This is a genomic window from Nitrospirota bacterium (assembly GCA_020851375.1).
Lineage (GTDB): Bacteria > Nitrospirota > 9FT-COMBO-42-15 > HDB-SIOI813 > HDB-SIOI813 > RBG-16-43-11.
The window spans coordinates 1-21253 of record JADZCV010000049.1; the positions used below are offsets into that span (position 1 = coordinate 1).

A 21253-nucleotide genomic window follows, 5' to 3' on the forward strand; every position below is an offset into this window, starting at 1 on the left:
ACTATTAAAAAAAAATATTGACAGAATTAAAAATGTCGTGTTTAATAAAACTCATTAACGAAGAGGCGAACCTCTTCAGTAGTTTACTGATTAGTAATCGAAAAGTAATCAAGATATAATCAAGGCCATGAAGGTCAATAACCCGCAGGAGCGGGTGGCATTCACGGCCTTTTTTATTGATTAGACCAGGAGACCATGGAGGTTTCTGCTGAGCTTGCCTGGATTGGCGGGTTCGAACCTTTGTGGTCTTTTTTTTGCAGTTTAACCAACAGCAGTAAAAGAAAGGAGAAACAGGATGATTAGCAGAAAAAGTCTCAAAAGAAGCATTGCAGCATCAGCAGTAGCAGGGGCAGTTGCATTCAGTTTCATGGTTACTCAACCAGTTGCAGCTCAGGCTGCAGAAGAGGGGGGAGGTCATATAATCCCGCATGAGATAGGGAAATTAAATATTACGGGCGGTATTACGTCTATACTTCAGGGGACATCAGGCATAGCTAATAACGGTGATGTCACAGATTTTACGTATACACTGGACTTGAATTTTGAGGCTGCTGTGAGTGAGCATGGTAAAGTTGTGGTTGCCCTTGAGGCAGGAGACGGTAACGGGGTCAATGATAATATGCCGTCATTGTCCATTTCAAATTATGATGCCTATATTACTGAAGGTGGCGGGATTGTTACGCCCTCTGTATCCCAGGCATATTACGAAGGGGAATATATGGATGGTTTTCTTGGGGTTACTGTCGGTAAGCTCGATGTGCACAGCCTTTATGACGAGAACGCCTATGCAAATGACGAGACCGATCAATTCTTATCCGGTATCTTCACACGCTATCCCGGGACAATATTCCATGAACTGGATAGCTATTATGCCCCTGGTCTCGCGTTGACCGTGAAACCGGCAGACATGGTCGAATTCAGGTTAATCGGTGCCAATGGAAATGGTTCCGGTTTTGACGATGTTTTCGATAATGGCTATATCGTGGGGCATGCCAATGTAATGCCCAAGCTGCTCGGAAGGGACGGAAATTACAGGGTTCATGTAATATATGATGCAAGAAATTATACAGATATCAAAGACCCGTCTAAGACCAATGAAACCAATACCTCCTTTGGACTGAGTTTTGATCAGGAGGTTGCAGATAACATTGGTCTTTTTGCCAGATATGCTGTAATGGATGATGGCATTGATGAGAATCTGGTTAAATCTGCCATTAGCGGTGGTGTGTCTCTGAAAGGCTCTCTGTGGAACAGAAAGGATGATGTCCTTGGAATAGCCGCAGGAGTCCTTGCAATCAATGACAAGTCAACCGACTCTGCTCTCAATCCTGACGATGAGGGACATTTCGAGGTTTACTATAAACTTGGCTTAAACGAACACTTTACGCTCACCCCTGACCTTCAGGTTGTTACCAATCCAGGCGGCGATTCTGATAATGACACAATTACAGTATATGGTGTCAGGGCACAGTTGAACTTTTAATTAACCAAACATGGAGGACATAGCAATGAAGACACCATCAGTAAAAAAAGCGTCATGGATAGGTGCAATGACCCTATCCATCTGCACATTTGCGGGCAGTATGGCTTATGCCCATTTCCAGATGATCATCCCTTCTGATGAAATGGTTTCGCAGACTGAGAAGCGTGAGATTTCACTGGATGTCAGGTTTACCCACCCGTTTGAGGGGCATGGTATGAATGAAGTTATGCCTGCAAAGTTTGGTGTAGTGATTGGAGATAAGAATATTGATCTGCTGAATTCCCTCAAAGAGGTAAAGCTGAAAGACAGGGCAGGGGAAACGTTTACAGCATACAAGAGCACATACGCCTTGAAACAACCCGGTGATCATATATTCTATGTAGAGCCAAAACCATACTGGGAACCGGCCGAAGAATCTTTTATCGTTCACTACACAAAGGTGATCGTAAACTCCCTTGGCATGGAAGAGGGATGGGATCAGGAAGTGGGTCTTAAGACAGAGATAGTCCCTCTTACAAGACCATATGGCCTGTGGGCTGGTAATGTTTTTCAGGGGATCGTACAGGTTAATGGCAAGCCGGTCCCTTATTCAGAAGTTGAAGTGGAATACTACAATGAAGATGGCAGTGTAAAAGCCCCTGCAGACCCAATGGTAACGCAGGTGGTTAAGGCTGATGGGAATGGCGTCTTTACATATGCAATGCCCCGGGCAGGCTGGTGGGGTTTTGCTGCTCTGAATACGGATGAGAATACAATGGTACATGAAGGCAAGGATTACCCGGTAGAGATAGGCGCTGTGCTCTGGGTAAAGACGTATGAAATGGGGAAGAAAAAATAGGACTACCCTCCATACTCCCCATGAGAATCCCCTGATATCCCTCCTATTCAAATGGAGATATCAGCTCCCCCCTTTAGTAAAGGGGGGAGAGAGGGGATTTTGAAGGGAGAAACTCAGGTGAAAGATAGTAAGGAGTCTTGAATGCGACAGGCAAGAATAAGTTATAAGAAATTACAATACGCAATACTTATTATAATCCTTTCCTTCTTTGCTGGAATGACTGTGTTCTCCAATCCTGTCCTGGCTCACAAGGGACATGCCGGCAATAAGGTCGTATTTCTAAAGAAAGAGGAGGCGTTAAAGCAAATGCTTCCTGCAGGGACTAAGGTTGTCCAGCGTAAAGAGATGCTGGATGCAGGCAAGGCAGAAAAAGTAAAAAATGAATTAGGAGTTAAACTGAGCAATGAAATCTACACATATTATCTGGCCACCGACAGGACGACCGGGAAGATATCAGGCGCTGCTATAGTATCTGAGATTGAGTATATGCATGGTGAGATGAATCTTGCAATAGGGATTGATACAAAGGGTCATGTTACAAAGGCTGCCCTGTTAAGTGTGAATGAAAAATATGTGCCTGATATGAAGGCAGCGGCCGGGACAGGCTATATGCGTCAGTTTGACGGAGTGGCCGTACAGAAGCTGGTTTCTATGGCTAATGAGGCATCCAGGTCTTCAGTTGCAATGGAAACGATCTTATCTAATTTGCGTGATATGGCGGCAGTGCTCTCAGCGTTTCTTGCGTCAACCCCGTGAATATGATATTAACCGGGTCCAACAGAACAGCGATGCATCCTGTGTGACAATATCAGGTATAGCCGAGAGTTTGGCATTCAAAGACAAATATTCTTGACAGAAGTTACCATTTGTTGTTAAATTACTATCAACAACGAAGAGGCGAACCTCTTCAGAGACTGTTTGTTAGAAATTTAAAGGCTGTTGAAAGCGTTCTTGAAATAAGGCCATGTAGGCCTCAAACCCGTCGCGTGTCGGGGCCTACATGGCCTTATTGTTTATGTTGATATCAGGAAATGGATTGTATTTAATTGGAGAGGTAAAATGTCAAAAAAAATCTACTTATTCATAGCAACTGTGTGTCTTTCCATTGTCTTTGTCTCCGCTGCATATGCCCACAAGGTGCAGATGTTTGCCTATGCAGAAGGAGACCAGGTCTTTGTTGAAGGGTATTTTGCGGATGGAAAGAAGGCGATGGGGTGCAAAGTCACTGTTTTTGATTCTTCAGGAACAGAGTTGCTAAATGGAATAACGAATGATTCAGGACAGTTCAATTTTAAGGCACCAAAGAAGTCAGACCTCAGGATTGTTCTTGACGCGGGTATGGGGCATAAGACAGAATATACCCTTCCGGCAGGCGAGATTCATGTAAGCGACGGCAATGAAGGCGCTAAGGCAGTAGCAACTCCGTCTGCCTCAAAAGACAAGAGGTCAAACATTGCCAATGAAGGTGCCAGGGCAGTAGCAACTCCGTCCGCTCCAAAGGGCAAGAGGTCAGACATTGTAACTGAAGATAAAATCAGTGTAAAACAGGTCAGTACGATTGACGATGCCCAACTCCAGGCCAATATTGAAAAGGCTGTGCAAAAATCAGTAGGTGAGGCAATAAAACCGCTTGTAAGGAGCTTTACTGAACTGCAGCAGAAGAATAGTTTCGATACAATTGTTGGTGGTATAGGTTATATACTGGGTCTGATGGGTGTAGTCCTCTATTTTAAATCACGCAGGAGTTCATAAGACAGGAGATGTGTTAACATGCATATAGCCGATGGTATTTTGTCTGCGCCTGTATTGGCAGGAGGTTTTGGCGGGACAGCGGTCCTTGCAGCAGTCACTATGCGGAAGATGAACCTTGAGGAGATACCCAAGATCTCTGTTATGTCAGCGGTCTTTTTTGTCGTCAACTTAATCCACGTCCCTATTGGCCCTACCAGTGTCCATCTCATCATGAACGGTCTCGTTGGTGTTATTCTTGGCCCCAGGGCCTTTGCTGCCATCATGCTCGGTGTCTTATTACAGGCGTTTCTCTTTGGTTTTGGCGGGGTGACTGTGATAGGGGTAAACTGTATTATGCTTGGAGGAGGGGCGTTGATTGCCTATTTCGTCTGGCAATTGAGGCACCGGTTTCCCCATGGCAGCAGGCTGGAAGTGATATTTGGCGCACTGGCAGGCGCTACAGGTGTTTTTGTATCAGGTCTTATCCTTGCCTTAGCCTTATATACCTCTGGTGAGGCGTACTGGGCAACGGCAGGTTATGCGCTGGCAGCCCATGTGCCGGTCATGATTATTGAGGCTATCGTAGTGGGGGCATGTGTCACATTTTTAAAGAAGACCAGGCCGGATATACTTTGGGGGCATGTTCAGAAGGTTTAGGGATTTAGTGGTAATGCAGAGTGTCCCCGATAACAAGAAGGGTTTCAGGTGAAGAGGGAAAACAAAATTGGCGTTTGATATAGACAGGTTTTCTCATATTGAATCACCTGTTCAGAGGTGGGATCCCAGGATCAAAATCCTTTCTCTCGTTTTCTTTATTTTCGCAACTGCGCTCCTCAGGACCATTCCGGTTGCCGCAGCCTCGCTGGTAATTGCATTAATAATTATAAAGATTACGAATATCCCCTTTCATTTTGTTGCCAATAGCATAAAGGTCGTAGTCATCTTTCTTGTCCCTTTTTTTCTGATGCTCCCGTTCTCGTATCCAGGAGAACCTGCATTTCGTATTATAGGCCTCCCCTTTGCATGGGAGGGATTCCGTCTGTCCATCCTTATTTTTATCAAGGCGGCTGCCATCGTGTTGACGACTAATGCCATATTTGGTTCGTCCAGATTTGATGTCTCCATGATTGCCCTCCAGAACCTGAAATGTCCTAAAGTGCTTGTCCAGATGATTCTCTTCACATACCGTTATCTCTTTGTTTTCATGGATGAGATAAAACGGATGGAAAAGGCTATGCGATCTAAAGGGTTTGTGATGGGGGCAAATATGAATACCCTCCGGACAGTGGGTAATTTTGTCGGGGCCCTGCTAATCCGCAGTTTCGAGCGGACTTCCCGGGTGTACAGTGCCATGCTTTCAAAAGGGTATGAGGGTGAGCTTCACTCGATGGTCACCTTTAAGGCACATGGAAAGGATTTTGTAAAGGCGGCCCTGGTGATACTTGTTACTTTTGGGGTCATTGCAGCGGATATAGTCGGGATTTTTCCTGTTGCTGTTAAAGGGTGGTATTAGAAATAAGCAATGAGTGTAAAGCAATGAGTCATGAGGAGAATTTGATGTCTGATAATAGTGCAATATTGGTTGATAATGTCTACTTCAAGTATCCTGACGGCAGAGAGGTATTGAAAGGCATCTCCTGTAATATCAGGAAGGGAGAGAAGGTTGCGCTTATAGGGCCTAACGGGGCGGGTAAGTCAACTTTTATGAGCCAGTTGAACGGTGTCCTGATGTCGAGCAGCGGGCGCGTCGTTATTGACGGCATCGAACTTAGCCGCGATAATCTGGCAAAGGTCAGGCGCAGTATCGGGATTGTATTTCAGGACCCGGATGATCAACTATTTTGTCCTACTGTTTTTGATGATGTTGCATTTGGGCCGCTGAATCTCGGCCTTTCAAGGGATACAATTGAGGCTCGGGTGAAAGACGCACTTGAACTGGTTGGACTTTCCGGTTTTGAAAACCGTTCATCCTTTCACCTCTCTTTTGGAGAGAGAAAGAGGCTGGCGCTTGCAACGGTTCTATCTTACCAGCCAGAGGTACTGGTGTTTGATGAACCTTCTACCAACATGGATCCACTTAGCCGCCGCCGTCTTATAGAGTGGCTTAAGTCATCTGACAAGACGATCCTCTTGTGCACACATGATCTTGATATTGCGCTTGAGGTCTGCAGCCGGAGCCTCCTTTTAAGCGGCGGGAAAATTGTTGCCGACGGTCCTTCTTCAGAGATACTCTATGACAGGGAGATGCTCGAGTCGCACAGCCTCGAACTTCCACTTGCAGTAAGGACACATGAACTCCTTCATGATATGCTGCACAAGGCTGAAATGGACGAAGAGCACAGATCAATCATCAAGAGCTTTCTTCATGCCCACCGCCATATCCATGGTGTGGATCAGCATGGACATGCACACCTGCATGCCCATGAGCATGGGCACGGTCACCTTCATGAGCCTGTTCAGGAGAGCCATATACATGAACTTGGCCACGACAAGGGTGATCATGTGCACACGGGTGATGAAGTCCCTCATTCACATGATAAAAATCCGGAAGAGGAAACTTTGTCTGTTACTGGTCAGTCCGGCAAGACCAGGAAAAAATGGTTCAGGCGGGGTCATCCGCACGGAGAGGGCTTTCATACACATTAAGAAGTCATACAGGGAGAAGTTGTTATAGTGGCAAGCCAGATTAGATTGACACAACTTTCACTCTCGTGGAAGGTTCTTATCACTGGTTTTATTATAATCGTCAGCGCCGGCTATCTGAATGGCGCACTTAATGCAGCGCTATCTACAGGGATTACTCCTTCCATGGTTGCTGAACATTATGGCGGACAGGTACTTTCTGCATCAGAGACGAAGGAGTTGAAAGAGAAGGGTTTTGTAGAGAATGAGGTAAACCTCGATGGGGACGATGAGGGAAACCAGAAACATCATGATGAGACGGCCGGTCAAACTACAAGTGTGAAACCCATCTCATTGCAGCAGATGGCCCAGCTCGCACATATTCATTTGCTTGGATTTTCGTTTATATTGATCTCTGTGGGGGCACTCGCCTGTTTTACTGCCCTGGCAGAATGGATCAAGGCCTTAGTTGTAGGGATACTCGGTTTTGCCTTCTTGTTCGATATAGGCGGACTCTATATGGTTCGTTTCGTCAGTGCAAACCTTGCATGGCTGCCGGTGATAACAGGTGTTACAATCGGCGTATGCCTTGCCTTTATATCACTTCGTGTCCTGTATGAGATGTGGCTCACCTGAAAATCCCCGTTATTTACCACAAAGGCACAAAGGACACAAAGAATTTTATTTTAGATACACCATCCCAAAAAACTCCATGTGCCTGTCATTCCCACGGAACCTGTCCCCGCAGGATTTAAGCGGGGAGTGGGAATCCAGAACAAGGCCTCGGTCTGGATTCCCGCTTACGCGGGAATGACGTTTTCATGAACCTTGGTGAGCCTGAGGCTCATGTCGGTTCACCTGAAAACACCGTCTCAGGTTAAAGCCCTCTTTTCCAAATTCAGCAACGCCCTTTTGATATGCAATCCGCCGCTGTATCCGCCAAGGCTGCCGTCAGAGCCAATTACCCTGTGACAGGGTATAATCATGGGAACAGGATTCCTGCCGCATGCCCCTCCTACTGCCCTGACAGAATGAGGCGAACCGATCATATTTGCCACATCCTTATATGAGGCTGTCTTTCCATAAGGTATATCAAGTAATGCCTTCCAGACCTTCTTTTGGAAGTCTGTTCCCGACAGATCCAATCTGGACGCAAACTCTGTCAGTCCGCCGCTGAAATAATTTCGAATCTCAGACAAGGCGGGCTCGAGCTTTTTGTCGTCCCTGAGGATTAAGGAGCCCTTGTAGATGGATCTTATTTCTTTAAGAAACGATTTTTCATTTCCAAAGGTTATCCTGCATATACCCTCTTGTGTTGCTGCGACAACGACCCCTCCTCCAGGAATATCCGCACGAAAAGACGAATAAAAAATTGTTGTTAGCTGCGGGCGTAATCTTACCACATCCCCTATTACAATAATGGCCGGCGGACGTATATGTTCTGCTATGGCCAGCATTGCTATGTTTTCAAGGGTTCCGGTAATGGTCTTTTGTGCAGGTGTCGTACCCCATTGAATAACAGCAACAGGTGTGTGAGGCGGACGGCCATGCCTTATTACTTTCGTTACAATAGACCTGATATTGGTTATTCCCATCAATATGACAAGCGTGTCTGCGCCGGTTGCAAGCTTGTCCCATGCCGTCCTGCTTCTTCTTTTCATTGTGTCTTCATGGCCTGTTATGATGCCAACGGTTGATGAATATTTTCTGTGGGTAAGCGGGATACCGGCGAGTGCAGGCACTGAAATAGCCGAGGTTACTCCTGGTATGACTTCAAAAGGTATCTCCGCCTTTGAGAGAGATTCGGCCTCTTCGCCGCCGCGGCCAAAAACAAACGGGTCACCCCCTTTCAACCTTGCGACGGTCTTTCCCTCAGAAGCCCTTTTTATCATCAATCTGTTTATTTTATCCTGAGGCATGATGGAACTGCCGCCATGTTTTCCAACAAAGATACACTCTGCATCAGGTTTCGCAAAGGCGAGAATATTGGCATTGGCGAGATAGTCGTAAATGATGACATCAGCCCTTTGCACGCACTCTTTGCCTTTTAGTGTCAGTAGTCCCGGATCACCAGGCCCTGCACCGACCAGGTATACCTTTCCTGTCTTTTTATTTCTCATCTGAAATTTTCCATTCAAATCCCCCCCTATCCCCCCTTTAGTAAGGGGGGGGCACTAATTTCCCCCTTTGGAAAAGGGGGACTAAGGGGGATTTTTCATCAGATCCTGCCAATTCGTAGCGTGGGGGTTCATCCCCCACTTTCCTGCGAATGGCATTTAACCATTATACCCGCTGCACACCTTCCTGTGCAATTGCCTTTCAGTTATGCCCATTGTCCGGTGCATGATGGAGTGGTGCAGATAAAATAATATTTAATCAGAAAACAGATATTTCCATATATTCCAATAACTTTTATGTGTCAAGCGGATATCCTGTTCTGCTGGCACTGAAGTTGCTCAAGGAACAGAATAAGATAACATAATATGGAAAGGAGGTGAGAATATGGTGAAAAGCATATTTACAGTAAGTTGCCTGCTCCTGATATTTGGCATCACTGCTGTTCAATCCAATTTTGTAAGGGCAGAGGCAACAGGTTTAGTCTCTGGCAGAGAGATGTCAGTTGTTAATGTGAATGTTGCTTCTGTATCTGAGATGTCGGCAATACCCGGGCTCGGAGAAAAAAAGTCTCAGGCTATTGTTCAATTCAGGGAAAAACATGGTCCTTTTGTCAAGGTGGAAGATCTTAAAAAAGTGGATGGCATCGGAGATAAACTATTGGGAAAGATTAGGCCCTATGTTACCGTAAAATCCGACGGTGCGGCAAAAGCACAAGTCAAACAGTAAGACTGGAATGCTGCAAAGGAGTTGATGATGAATATTGATGATACATATCTCAGGAGGTATATAAGAAACCTAAGTATTAAGATAAAGTACAGGCAGAGCCCAAATCTGCTCTGTCTTTTCAGGCATGCAGATATTACATCGGATTTGTGTGAGGCGGATGAAGCGGCGCCGGCAAGATCAGCATACAGCCCTCCTTTTGTATCAAGCGATGAAGCCTTTGAGTCACAGAGGATAAGGCAGCTTCAGGTAAGGTACAGGGATACTATAACAAGGCTCTCAACTTACATAGAAATGAGAGATCAGCTTGGCGCAGGACATGCATTCAGGGTATCAGGATATGCTGTTGCCATTGCAAAGGCCTTATGCTGGAGGCGGGAGAAGATTGAAGAGCTCGACATAGGGGCTTATCTGCATGATATAGGCAAGATCTGCATTGATGAGGAGATTTTAAATAAAGTTGAACGGCTTACACTGAAAGAGATGCGCCAGATCAGGAGACATGTGCGTGTAGGCGCAGGCATGATCATGAAGATTGATTTTCTAAGACCTGTTGTCCCATATGTCTTATATCATCATGAAAGATATGATGGAAAGGGTTACCCTTTCAGGTTATCAGGGAAGGATATTCCCGTGGAAGGAAGGATACTTGCAGTTGCCGACACATTTGAGGCCCTGATGAACGTAAGACCATACCGCAGGGCCATGCCATCAGAACTTGCAATTGAGGAACTGGGAAAGCTTGCCGGCAGTCAGCTTGACCCGGACGTTGTAACCATCTTTACTGAATTGATGGGTACGCGCGAGGTTACGGTATAACCGTTGTTCATTTTTTCTTTACAGTCATAACAGGACAGGGTGACCTTCTAACGACTTTTTCTGCAACGCTTCCCATGAGGAGGTGTTCAACCCCTGACCGGCCGTGTGTTGCCATGACAATCAGGTCAATAGCCTCATCTCTGGCAAACCTGACAATCTCTGCTGAAGGGTTGCCTGACAACATTACGCTCTCTATGTTTGCGCCTGTCTTCTTCATGGAGGCCACTGTTTTATCAAGCAATCTCCTGGCAGTGGCCTCCATCTCCCTTAATTGAGCGCCGTAATCAATGCCGAAGTCGTCGGCATAGGTAAATGGTTCAATTACATGTGCTACGTAAATCCTGCAGCCGTATTTACCGGCGATGGATATGGCATATGGCGCAGCGGACTCTGAGGGCTCTGAGAAATCAGTGAGATAGAGTATCTTTGAAAATTCAATCATGACTGAATAAATAGATTATTTGGACCGCTTTGTCAACATAATTATTTGCTTAAGATTCCGGAGGATTACAGTGACACGCTTAAACAGGATTTTATCATGTGTGGTTATAAGTATAATTTTGTTGTTGCCCCGCTATTCCGCCGGACAGCTTATTAATGGTGATTTTAATGCCGGGCTGTCGGGATGGGGTGTGAATGGTGATGTAACCGAAGAAGGAGGGGCGGCCGTCTTTCGTACAGGAGGCATCTACGGTGAGTACGGCACATCCCTCTACACGACATTTGTTGTATCAGGTGACAGCCTGAGCTTCAGATACTATTTTGATGTTAGTGGGATTGACGGTATCCTGTCGCCTGATTTTCCGTCATTTCCGTTTGATTCGTTTCAGGTAAGTATTGATGGCGGTAATAACGGTTATGTTGTTGAGTCTCTTCCATGGTCGCCGGCAGGGATATTTGCACCATTCATGATTGATATCTCGGACTTCAGGCCTGGCACCCTCGTTACCCTCAGCTTTGATTTGATTGATCAGGACGATGGCTTTACTTCGATTGCGGCAATAGACGATGCAGTGGATCCAATAGCCGGCGTACCGGAACCCCGGACACTGGTTTTATTAGGTAGTGGCCTTATAGGTCTCTATTTGGCAGGCAGGTTTAAACGTCAAATCATCTGCCGCCTCCTGGTAATGATTGTGTTCTCAGCAATAGTACATGGACCTGGTATTGCCCACAGTGAATTGATAGAAGAAAACGTTGATGACATGACAAGGATTGATTTTACATCTCCGCTGTTCAATACGAGGACTAATACGCTTTCACTCAATATGACAGTTACAAATATTGGAGACAATGCAATCCTGGCTCCATTAAAGGTTATTATCACAGGTATCAGCACCCCTGATGTGACTGTTGTCAATCCTGATGGATTCACTCCGGAAGGCCTTCCATATTATGACCTCACTGTCAAAATACCTGATCATGAACTGTCGCCAGGTGAAGCAAGCCAGGCCGTGAAAATATTATTCTATAATCCGAAGAGGATTAAGTTCAGGTGGGATCAGGATGTCATGGCCCTTGTGGATGTCAGCACAGATGAAGGGCTGGTGCTTGAAAATATATGTCTCGTGCCCGGGGAGTTTCCTCCGGTGTGTGAGTATGATCCATACGACATTGAAATCAGGAATCCGGAATTTGACAGACTTTCCGAACGCTGGCTTCCTGAGATGTATAGGTATGAACAGGTAAGGGTATATGCCTATGATTATGAAGAGCTTCCCGTCAGTGTTGCCATTAACGGCGAAGATGCTGTTTATAATGAGGAGGGCTTCTATTATTTCAGAGATATAGTATTGCATGAGGGGCAAAACCTGATATCAGCAGAGGTTATTAATCAATCAGGGATGAATATCAGCAGGGATGTGACACTTAACATTGATACCTTGCCGCCGAATATCGGGATTATTCAACCTGCTCCAGGTTCGGTTGTTACAAACCCTGAGCTGGTGCTGGAAGGGACTGTGGACGATCCTGCTGTTGCCGGTGTCTCTCTGATTCACAATTATCTCAACAGCAGTAATATTACTGTCCGGGATGGGCTGTTTCAAACGAGTGTTTCGCTTGAACCCGGTCACAATAATATAACTATTGAGGCATCGGATATCCCGGGAAATTCCATGGCCGCTAATATTGACATAGTCTATGCATACACCCGGACATCACAGGTTACAGGCCGGATATTCCACTCCTCCCTCGGCATTCCACTTGCCGGGGCAGTAGTTACGATGTTTCCCGGGGATGGTGAGCCGGTGCCGGTTGTAAGTGACAAAGACGGGAGATTCAGGGCAGATGATATAAACAGCGGGGATGTTGTCATTCTTGTTGAAAAAGCCGGTTATGAGTCAAAGAATATCAGGATATGTGCGCTGGGCGGTAATAACATACCCGTGCAGGATATAACCCTTCAGCCTTTAAGCGTTTCCGGCACATTGACACTAACAGGACAGATAACGAATACAGCTGAACAGCCTGTGGAAGGCGTGACAGTGTCTGTACAGGGATCAGCTTTAAGTACAGTCTCTGACAGTAACGGGATCTATCTTATATCAGCCATACCGCGCAGTTCCTTTGAGGCAAATGCCTCATTAAGCGGTTATCTTGATTCTGATATCCACGTGAATGCAGGCGCCTTTGGTGAAGAAACTTCCGTGTTGGTATATAACTTTATCCTCAGAAATGCCAGCTATTCAATTGGCATAAGCTATCCATCAGACGGTGCAGGCATTGAAGGCGGGAGCACAGTGGTGACAGGTTTTGCCGGCATGGGCGCTATGGATGCCGGTGTCCGTGTAAATGGTGTACTTGCCAATGTACACAACGGCTATTTCACTGCTAATGGCGTCCCCCTGGCGAATGAGATGAATTCAATTAAGGCAGAGATGGTCAATGAGAAGGGCACACTTGCATCTGATTCGATAGAAATATTCCGGATGCCTGCATTTGATGAACACGAATTTGTAATACATGCGCAGGAAGCAGGGACAGTTCCAATGGAACTTAAGGTTACCATTGAAGAGCCATGGGATGTCTCATTCAGGGAGGTTGATCTTGCGGCAGCAGGGCCGGCAGCGGCGCAGGTCCTGGCGGATGACAGCTTACACTACACGGTATTAATAAATGCACCGGGTATTTATCTTTTTACCTTCAGCGGAACAGACTTAAATGGCAACAGGTACAGCCGGCGATTTAGTTTTACGGGTATGACAAGAGATGATGCTGAAGGTATTTTGAGGACAATATGGGGCGAATTCAGGGGTCAAATCAAAAGCGGTAATTCAGATGCCGCGTTATCTAAGATCGTACCTCAGACAAGGTTCGGGTATAGAGAACAGTTTTTTATGGCAGGCCCGTCTCTGCCAGATTTCTTCAGCGACATCGGAGACATACAACTCGTGGAGCTGAGTGACAATATGGCAAAGGCAAGATTGAATCATGGTGGGCTGACACATTACATATGGTTTGCACGGGATATTTACGGATTATGGAATATATACAAATTCTGATGAACCGTCATGACCTCTGGCTCACAAATGGTCATGAAAAACGTCATTCCCGCGTAAGCGGGAATCCAGACCGGGGCCAGATTCTGGATTCCCACTTGCGTGGGAATGACGGGTGTGAAAAATCCTGCGGGGACAGGTTCCGTGGGAATGACGGGTACTTAGGAGTATTTTAGAGTGAAATTTAGAATAATACTTTTCATTGCCATGATGGTTTTTGTCCTGGACTGGACTGGGCTTGCCGGAGAATCAATAGATGCCAGTATTGATAAAGAGCTTAAGTCCATATGGTCTTCAATGATTACAAGACTGTCATCAGGAGATATAGAAGGCGCGCTGGAATATTTCACCGATGCTTCAAGATGGAAATATAAAGATCAGTTTATTCTGGCAGGAGACAAGCTTACAGAGTTGGCCGCAGGCATGGCAAAGATAGATCCGGTTTACATAAAAGTGAGTGAAGCACAATACAGGATCAGAACCATGAGACCAGACGATGGGCACACTTACTATATATGGTTCAGAAGGGATAAATCAGGAAACTGGAAAATAGACAGGTTCTGAAGGAGGGGCTAAATGTATTGGAGAATACCCATGGCGATTTTTATCGCGGTAATATATTGCATATTCAGTTCAGAGATTTCCTTTGGCTATGGAAGCAACTATACACATCCGGCAATTACTGCATTATCTCTAAACAGCCTTGAAAAGGATGGGGCGCTGGATCGTTATCTGAGAAATGAACTTGATTTACAGGATGGCCTGAGTGCGCACTTTGCCTTCCATTCTGAATATTCTGACAGCGGGATATTGAATCAGATAATTCGAAACAATGATGTTTATGGAATGGAGTTCAGGAGACAGTATTCTACAAGGATGGGCCAGCCATATGCAGCCAAATATCTGATGATTTCAGGAAGCGAGGCAGAGGATCATCCTACGGAGCGATCACAACACCATTTCCTGGATCCGGTCAGTAACAGCGGGCTTGACAATGACTACTATGGGGCAGGCGTGGTCGCGGATTTTCTGGCCCTGTTTTATCCGTCTGCTGAACAGGGTAATGCAGGCCGTCTTATCTGCTCAACCGTTTCGCTTTGTGAGCCTGGATTTAATCTCGACGGCACATCAGCCATAGACAGGGTATCAGGAAATAGTTCAGGCGCCTATCCGTACAACTATTTTGCATGGCCTGACACGCGCAGCTATTTCTATGATGCACTTACATCTGATACAAAAGAGGAGCGGGATCATTTTTTTGCGATGACGTTTTTCTCGCTTGGGCACAGTCTGCATTTACTGGAAGACATGGCAGTCCCAGCCCATACACGTAATGACTTCCTTTATGATCATATCTGGAATGGCATCATTCATGGCTCGTATCTTGAAGGCTATGTGGAGGAAGGCAGGGCTGTAAACAACTCTTCCTCTGTAAGTGACAGGATAACGTTTAAGAGGCTTTCTGATTTCTGGGATAATGATGGTACAAATTCAATCAAAGGACTTGCTGAGTATACAAATTACAATTTTCTGAGTGAAGGGACGGTTTTCAAAAAGTACGGCAATCCTGACTGGGTTGAGATTGAGCAGTCTGACGTTGTTGCAGAAGATGGTCAAATTGATACAGTGCAATACTATACCGGACTGACGTCAGACGGGATAAAGATACCTCATCTTGCAGCAGTCGGTCTTCTGAATCCGGTTTTGTCATTTCTCGGCAGCAGGGAGCGGGCAGGATATACTGCATACCTCGATCCTGCCAGCTATAGGGATTATTCAGCCATTCTGATACCGAGGGCAGCAGCTTATGTGTCAGGGCTGACCGAATATTTCTTCAGGGGAAGGATTGCGGTGAAAAGAGATGGCCCTGATAGTATTAAAATAAAGAACCTGTCTACGGAACCGCTGAATGAAGGAGCCATAGGAGTCTATTATGACTCAAATGATACGGGTCTCAGGACTATTCTGTCATCATATGTTATAGCTCCTGGTGTCCCTGTAGCCCCGGGTGATGAGACAGGGGAAATCCAGGTTCCTGTGCCAGGGGATAATGTTGAGCCCGGGCAATACATCATTGTCTTTAAAGGGAGGCTTGGGGAGGAGGATGGCGCAGTAATTGGGAAGGTCTACAGCGAACGATTGTTATTCATATCTCAGCGAAACGGCGCTTCAGAGATCTATTCAATGTCTCTGGATGGCGGCAATCAGAATACAGTCCTGCCGAATACTGATCCTGAAATATCCTATACCCATCCATCCGGGTCACCGGATGGAACTAAGATAGCTGTTCATTCTGCCAGGGGCAACAGCGATGGGATATGGATGTTTGATCTGTCGTCAGGAAGTTTGAACAAGGTTACCGATGGGTACTGGCCTGCCTGGTCTTCTGACGGGAAAAGTCTCCTGTATACACGAAAGTCGGATTCAAAGAGTGACATATACATATTGAACATGGAGACAGGCGTAGAGACAAGGCTTACTGATGATGATTATAATAACCTGTGGCCTGCCTGGTCTCCGGACGGTTCAAAGATAGCCTATACGTCGCAGAGGGGGAGCAGGGGTGATATTATTATTATGGATTTAAACAGCAGGCTGGCACAAAATCTGACCCAGTCTCTTGACAGCAATGACCACTGGAAACCGGCATGGTCTCCGGATGGTGCACGGATCGCCTATGAGAGTCCTTCAAAGGTTGTATATGATATAAATGAGCCGTGGTATGTTGATGTGCACGTCCTTGATATTAACAGCAGGGCTGAGGTAAATATAACAAATTCAGATACCAGTTCAGGTAAAGGTGTGTGGAACGGCACACCTGTATGGATGGATAATGAAAGGATAGTAATAGAGTCTAACGCATCAGGAGATGCATGGTCAGACCTGTGGGTTGTTGACGCAAATAAAGGCGGTTTCATAACACGGCTAACTGATTCAATCGGACACGATGGTTATCCATTTATCTGGTAAGAGTGGCCATCATGAGCTGGGCTCACAAAGGCAGATGAAAATCCCCCTTAGTCCCCCTTTTGTAAAGGGGGGATTTGAACGGAGATTTTCGAGTGAACTGATACGGAACAGGGGGTAGATAACATGAGCGAGAAGGCGAGTATTTATACAAGGATGATCCGGGCCGGCAGAAGGACATATTTCTTTGATGTAAGGGAGGCCAGGAATAATAAGAGATTCATGATCATAGCAGAGAGCACACGGTCTGATGACGGAACATTTAACCGCTCTTCAGTAATCGTCTTCCCTGATGATGTGGAGAACTTTCTTACGGCCTTTTCAGAGGCCAGGGCATTATTAAAAGATGGTGTGGTTACGGAATCTCCTCCACTATGACGGGGGAGGGATTGGGGGAAAATGGGGACCATTTTCCCCCTTAAAGCTAATCCTTTTCTTCTTCTTTGGCTACAAACGGGTATTTATGTTTCTCACTGTGTTTTACCCTTCCAGGTATCAGATATATCCTGACTGCCTTGGGACCGGAAGCGGTATCTTCATATACGACATAAATCCATTTGCCGTTTCTGATATCGGAAAGGGACTTTTCCTTTTCTTTATGGTCTAGTACCTCCACGTGCTCATCCAGAAGCAACTTCCTCTCGTTGACAACGATCTGTCCCGGCATCCCGTCTGTAGAGTTGACAACACCCTGGAATGTCATCGTATCATCACTTCCTGCCAGAGCCGGTTGATTTGAAAGCAGTAATAAAAAACCTGCGATAAGGAAATTAAGCATTTTCCCCCTCCATTCTGTATTATTTATCCCGCCAGTATAACCTGATTGCAGTCTTTCCTGCCCTAACTTCCGGGATCTCAAGGCCGCCGCCTACGCCTATCAAAGCGCCTTCACCTTCCTCATTGATAATAACTACAACACCGGATGGAATACCGCTGCCTATGACATCGTATCTGTCACTTCGCTTTAATATCTCAGAATTGTTTCCAATTGCCCTTGAATTCGTCTCGCTTGCATAGCCGGAGTCATTGGCAGTATCGTAATTGAATACCGCTTCACCTGTAAGGTAATTGAGTGCAAACACCCTTGCTACACCTCTGTTGGGAACGCATGGCTCCAGATCTTCTCCGTCGCTTGGCGAGAATGTAGTATAATAGACAACCTTTGCAAATACACTCGCAGGGGCTAATACCTTTTCGCCGCTATGCTGGTCTAATTTTATGTACCACCCCTTGCCTGTTGAAAGGTTTGTGAGGATAGTGGCTATATCGCTTGCGGATGACGATGATGACTGAAGCAGGTTCTCTGTAACATTGACAAGATTGGATTCTGTAAGTGCTGTTGTTATGTTGCTCGCATCTTTAACAGCATACAGCCTGTCAACGACACTCGTATCCCTTGGATTTTCCCTGTCCCCTGTGCCAAAATAGAGTACGTCATATCCAATCTCCTGAACAAAGTCAGGAGGGTATAGGATCTTGCGTCCTGCAGTGTTGTCTGCCCCGGGATTGGACTTGAATATTATCTTACCGGTCCAGTTTGAGGTGTTGCTGTTTCCTATGTCGAATCTCCAGATCTGGCCTCCGACATCTCCGACATATGCCCTGTCTGCATAACCATTTCCATCTGAATCAATAATGGTTAGTGAACTTGGGATTGCATATGTCATATCATGTTTGGAGTTTGATGGATCAGATGCGCCTGTTGAAGTTGAGTGTGAATACTCCCATAATTTAGCGCCTGTCATTATATCTACTGCATATACGGCCCGGCCTTCTGCAGCATCAGCAGGTCTTGGCACTGCATCTTCACTGATAGTGTCATAGCCGCCGCCGATCATAAAGATATACTTTGCCTCACCACCGATTGCAACCCTTGCAATTTCAGGTTCAGACCAGGTCTGTCCAAGTTCTGAATCGCTCCATACTGATCCGACATCAGGATCAGTGGCAGTAATGGAGTCTCCGATCCTCCAGAGGACTATGGGAGATGCCGGAGTCGTCACATCGAGAGCGGTGTATGCTCTGCCGCCTCGCCTCTCTCCAAAAATCAATACAACCTTATCTCCCTCACCTGCAGATATAATCCCGTTGCCATTTGCATCTTTAATAAATGCTTTTGGTGATGCATCGGTAAAATACGGATGTGATGAACCTGTTACCAGGTTCTTGAGTGAGCCAAGTACGTCTGTCGGTATAAAACCCCAGAGCTCTTCACCGGTGGTGTCTGCAAATGCATGCAGCATGCCGTCATTTGCGCCGACATAAATTACCGAGTATGACTCGGAATAGTGAACTACAGTAGGCCTTGAATGCAGTATATCACCCAGTATCCAGTCCCTTTTAACGCCTGGCGCTGGACCGTAGGCATCATATCCATGGATGTAATTTATAAGGCTGTTCTTTTCTGTGTCATTGGACATATTGAAAAGGTTATAGGTTAATGCGCTGTTCCCTGTTGTAAAAGCATTTGATGAATGTGTAAGGGTCGTGGATGTCCCAAGATATGTATATATGTTTCTTGCTGAAGACCTTGCGAGGAGCACTCCACCTACACCACCGTCTTCAACCTGGCCGCCGTCTGCATAGGTTGACCAGTAGGAGACCGATGTCTCAAGAAAGTTGCCGCTACTGTCGAGGGCCGCGTTGCCATTTTTGTCCACTACGGTCCCATTGTCGAGATCCAATCCATACTTCTTCAGATTCCCTGACCAGAATGCACCCATCGCAGGCTTGAAGAATCCGATATAAACGGAGTCACCGCTGTAGGTCTTATTCTCAGGGCTGACTGGCACCACAGGGGCAACAAATGATGTGTTGTCCTGCACTATTGTCCCAAGTATTTCAACGAACGCCTGATTTAGTGTTTGCGTATTATAAGCTGCATAATATGTCCCGCCGCCGTTGCTGGCTGTTTCCTTAAGCAGGAGTGTAGCGCCGTCATCTGACCCGAGGAGCCCGAATCCTATGGTATAGGTGCTGACATTCTGGGTGCCCTCGAGACTTGAACTCATGTCATTGTCATGCAGATACTTTGTCACATCATCAAGATAATCCGATCCCTGATATGCATAGGATTTCCTTGAGTCTCCGGCAGGCTCGTATCCATCGCCATCACAATCACCACTGCTGCAGATTGTCTGTAATACTGGACTCCTGTCTTCAGTGGACATGCCGTCAGTCATCAGAATGATATAGTTCTTCTGGCATGCGTACTGGATAGGAGAGGTGTAGTTTGTGCCAGCGTTAAAATAGCTTGACTGTCCGCTGTAATATCGCATTGCCTCATATTGGGTTTCGGCAAGAGGCGTCCATGAATCACCCTCGATGGCATTTATAGCATCAACGATGTCCTGTCTGTTGGTCCCTGTTGACATATCTGATACAGGAAATTCCAGGTGACCGCCCTGTGATTGATTAAATATCATCAGTCCAAAGTTGACCTCGTCTGTAGTCTGAACGAGTTCGGAGATAACCTTCTTTGCAATGGTCAATTTGGGGAGTGAGGGGTCTGTGCCTCCTGTCTGGCTCACAAGAAAGTTTACATAGTTCCCTGATGCATATGTGCCGGATGATGTGCTGCAGGCGCCGGCTGTTGAAAGACGGCCTGTATAAGTTCCCTGCTGGGACAGATTATTATATGCTGAAGCACAACGGGACTGAACGCTTGCCATGGTTGTGTGTCCCTGCCAGATCTTCTCAACCCCGCGCCACCTGTATACCTTGTTAGTTTCACACAGGACATTATCTCCTCCGCCGCATGCCATGGCCACAGGGTATGTAAAAGACGGATCATAACCTATAGCGCTGCGGACCTCTTCATTCATACTCCCTGAGTTGTCAAAGATTATCAGGACATTTGGCTTGATCTCCGATGTTGTTGTGCCGTATATCTCTACATCATCCGCATGGACGACAACGGGGAATATCATCATGATGCCAATTGCTATTAATAATTTCTTCATTGAAGTCCCCCTTTTTATCCTTTAGGTAAAATTTTGGCAACGCCTTCTTCCTGAGTGTTTTGCACCCCGGAAGCGGCTGTGCCGGTTGCTTCTATCACAAAATAACTTGACATAGTATCCTTGGCGCTGAAACCGTAACCAGGCGGTGGATTGCCTGAATTCAGATACTTGACAGAACCTGTTGCATCAGTGCCGTCTGCCGCGAGGTCCCGTGCTGCTGCCGTCGGATGATTATTATCAGGGAAGTTAATGGTCGCCTTCGTAGTAAAGTAGTGCCCGTCGCCCTTAATATACTCGAGGGCGCCCTCTGCTGCATAAAATGCCTCTTTATTGCCTCTGTAACTCGCCGAGCTTGTAAGCTCAGTAGTAGAGTTGAGTAAGGCAAACAATCCTATTGTTGTAAGCAGGCCCAGAAAGACCATTGCAATGACGAGGGCAGTGCCGTCTTTATCATTTAATATTTTTGTATAGGTCTTTAATTTTATCATTT

At 46.1% G+C, this 21253-nt stretch carries 18 protein-coding genes and 1 pseudogene; 14 read left to right on the plus strand and 5 right to left on the minus strand.

Annotation, left to right across the window (positions count from 1 at the left end; genetic code table 11):
* The first annotated feature begins 295 nt into the window (after positions 1-295).
* The 8 genes from IT393_12200 (at position 296) to IT393_12235 (ending at position 7310) form a co-directional block, all read left to right on the plus strand.
* Positions 296-1483, plus strand: a complete 1188-nt coding sequence (locus IT393_12200) for a carbohydrate porin (GenBank protein ID MCC7203407.1) — start codon at positions 296-298, stop codon at positions 1481-1483.
* A 67-nt stretch (positions 1484-1550) separates the two neighbouring features.
* Positions 1551-2321, plus strand: a complete 771-nt coding sequence (locus tag IT393_12205; GenBank protein MCC7203408.1) for a DUF4198 domain-containing protein — start codon at positions 1551-1553, stop codon at positions 2319-2321.
* Positions 2322-2462: 141 nt separating this feature from the next.
* Complete coding sequence (locus IT393_12210) at positions 2463-3077, plus strand: hypothetical protein (protein ID MCC7203409.1); 615 nt, start codon at positions 2463-2465, stop codon at positions 3075-3077.
* Positions 3078-3380: 303 nt separating this feature from the next.
* Complete coding sequence (locus IT393_12215; protein MCC7203410.1) at positions 3381-4073, plus strand: hypothetical protein; 693 nt, start codon at positions 3381-3383, stop codon at positions 4071-4073.
* Positions 4074-4091: 18 nt separating this feature from the next.
* A complete protein-coding gene (gene cbiM, locus IT393_12220) occupies positions 4092-4709 on the plus strand; it encodes a cobalt transporter CbiM (GenBank protein ID MCC7203411.1) in 618 nt (205 codons plus the stop codon).
* A 67-nt stretch (positions 4710-4776) separates the two neighbouring features.
* Complete coding sequence (gene cbiQ / locus IT393_12225) at positions 4777-5565, plus strand: cobalt ECF transporter T component CbiQ (protein ID MCC7203412.1); 789 nt, start codon at positions 4777-4779, stop codon at positions 5563-5565.
* Positions 5566-5609: 44 nt separating this feature from the next.
* Entirely contained in the window at positions 5610-6698 is a 1089-nt protein-coding gene (locus IT393_12230) for an ABC transporter ATP-binding protein (GenBank protein ID MCC7203413.1), read from the plus strand.
* Between the two features lie 27 nt (positions 6699-6725).
* The gene (locus IT393_12235) at positions 6726-7310 is read left to right on the plus strand and encodes a hypothetical protein (GenBank protein ID MCC7203414.1); all 585 of its coding nucleotides are present in this window, start codon (positions 6726-6728) and stop codon (positions 7308-7310) included.
* Positions 7311-8053: 743 nt separating this feature from the next.
* Here IT393_12235 and cobA read toward each other — a convergent pair.
* A pseudogene (gene cobA, locus IT393_12240) lies at positions 8054-8794 on the minus strand (uroporphyrinogen-III C-methyltransferase).
* Between the two features lie 382 nt (positions 8795-9176).
* On the opposite strand from cobA, the gene IT393_12245 reads away from it, so the two are divergent.
* Together IT393_12245 and IT393_12250 are read left to right on the plus strand one after the other, a co-directional pair.
* On the plus strand, positions 9177-9518 hold the full coding sequence (locus tag IT393_12245) for a helix-hairpin-helix domain-containing protein (protein ID MCC7203415.1): 342 nt from the start codon (positions 9177-9179) through the stop codon (positions 9516-9518).
* A 27-nt stretch (positions 9519-9545) separates the two neighbouring features.
* Positions 9546-10334 (plus strand): HD-GYP domain-containing protein, encoded by a 789-nt coding sequence (locus tag IT393_12250; GenBank protein MCC7203416.1) that lies wholly within the window; start codon positions 9546-9548, stop codon positions 10332-10334.
* Positions 10335-10341: 7 nt separating this feature from the next.
* Here IT393_12250 and IT393_12255 read toward each other — a convergent pair whose 3' ends face one another.
* Positions 10342-10776, minus strand: a complete 435-nt coding sequence (locus IT393_12255; GenBank protein MCC7203417.1) for a universal stress protein — start codon at positions 10774-10776, stop codon at positions 10342-10344.
* Positions 10777-10846: 70 nt separating this feature from the next.
* Between IT393_12255 and IT393_12260 the strand changes: the two genes are divergently transcribed.
* The 4 genes from IT393_12260 (at position 10847) to IT393_12275 (ending at position 17179) form a co-directional block, all read left to right on the plus strand.
* A complete protein-coding gene (locus IT393_12260) occupies positions 10847-13837 on the plus strand; it encodes a carboxypeptidase regulatory-like domain-containing protein (GenBank protein ID MCC7203418.1) in 2991 nt (996 codons plus the stop codon).
* A gap of 174 nt (positions 13838-14011) precedes the next feature.
* On the plus strand, positions 14012-14398 hold the full coding sequence (locus tag IT393_12265; GenBank protein ID MCC7203419.1) for a hypothetical protein: 387 nt from the start codon (positions 14012-14014) through the stop codon (positions 14396-14398).
* Positions 14399-14410: 12 nt separating this feature from the next.
* Entirely contained in the window at positions 14411-16804 is a 2394-nt protein-coding gene (locus IT393_12270; protein ID MCC7203420.1) for a PD40 domain-containing protein, read from the plus strand.
* 123 nt (positions 16805-16927) lie between these two features.
* On the plus strand, positions 16928-17179 hold the full coding sequence (locus IT393_12275; protein MCC7203421.1) for a DUF3276 family protein: 252 nt from the start codon (positions 16928-16930) through the stop codon (positions 17177-17179).
* A 46-nt stretch (positions 17180-17225) separates the two neighbouring features.
* Here the strand turns inward: IT393_12275 and IT393_12280 are convergent, their stop codons facing one another.
* The 3 genes from IT393_12280 to IT393_12290 are packed head-to-tail and all read right to left on the minus strand — an operon-like array spanning position 17226 to position 21251.
* Positions 17226-17579 (minus strand): hypothetical protein, encoded by a 354-nt coding sequence (locus IT393_12280; GenBank protein ID MCC7203422.1) that lies wholly within the window; start codon positions 17577-17579, stop codon positions 17226-17228.
* A 19-nt stretch (positions 17580-17598) separates the two neighbouring features.
* On the minus strand, positions 17599-20763 hold the full coding sequence (locus IT393_12285; GenBank protein ID MCC7203423.1) for a VWA domain-containing protein: 3165 nt from the start codon (positions 20761-20763) through the stop codon (positions 17599-17601).
* Between the two features lie 14 nt (positions 20764-20777).
* The gene (locus tag IT393_12290) at positions 20778-21251 is read right to left on the minus strand and encodes a pilus assembly PilX N-terminal domain-containing protein (protein ID MCC7203424.1); all 474 of its coding nucleotides are present in this window, start codon (positions 21249-21251) and stop codon (positions 20778-20780) included.
* Positions 21252-21253: the final 2 nt, after the last annotated feature.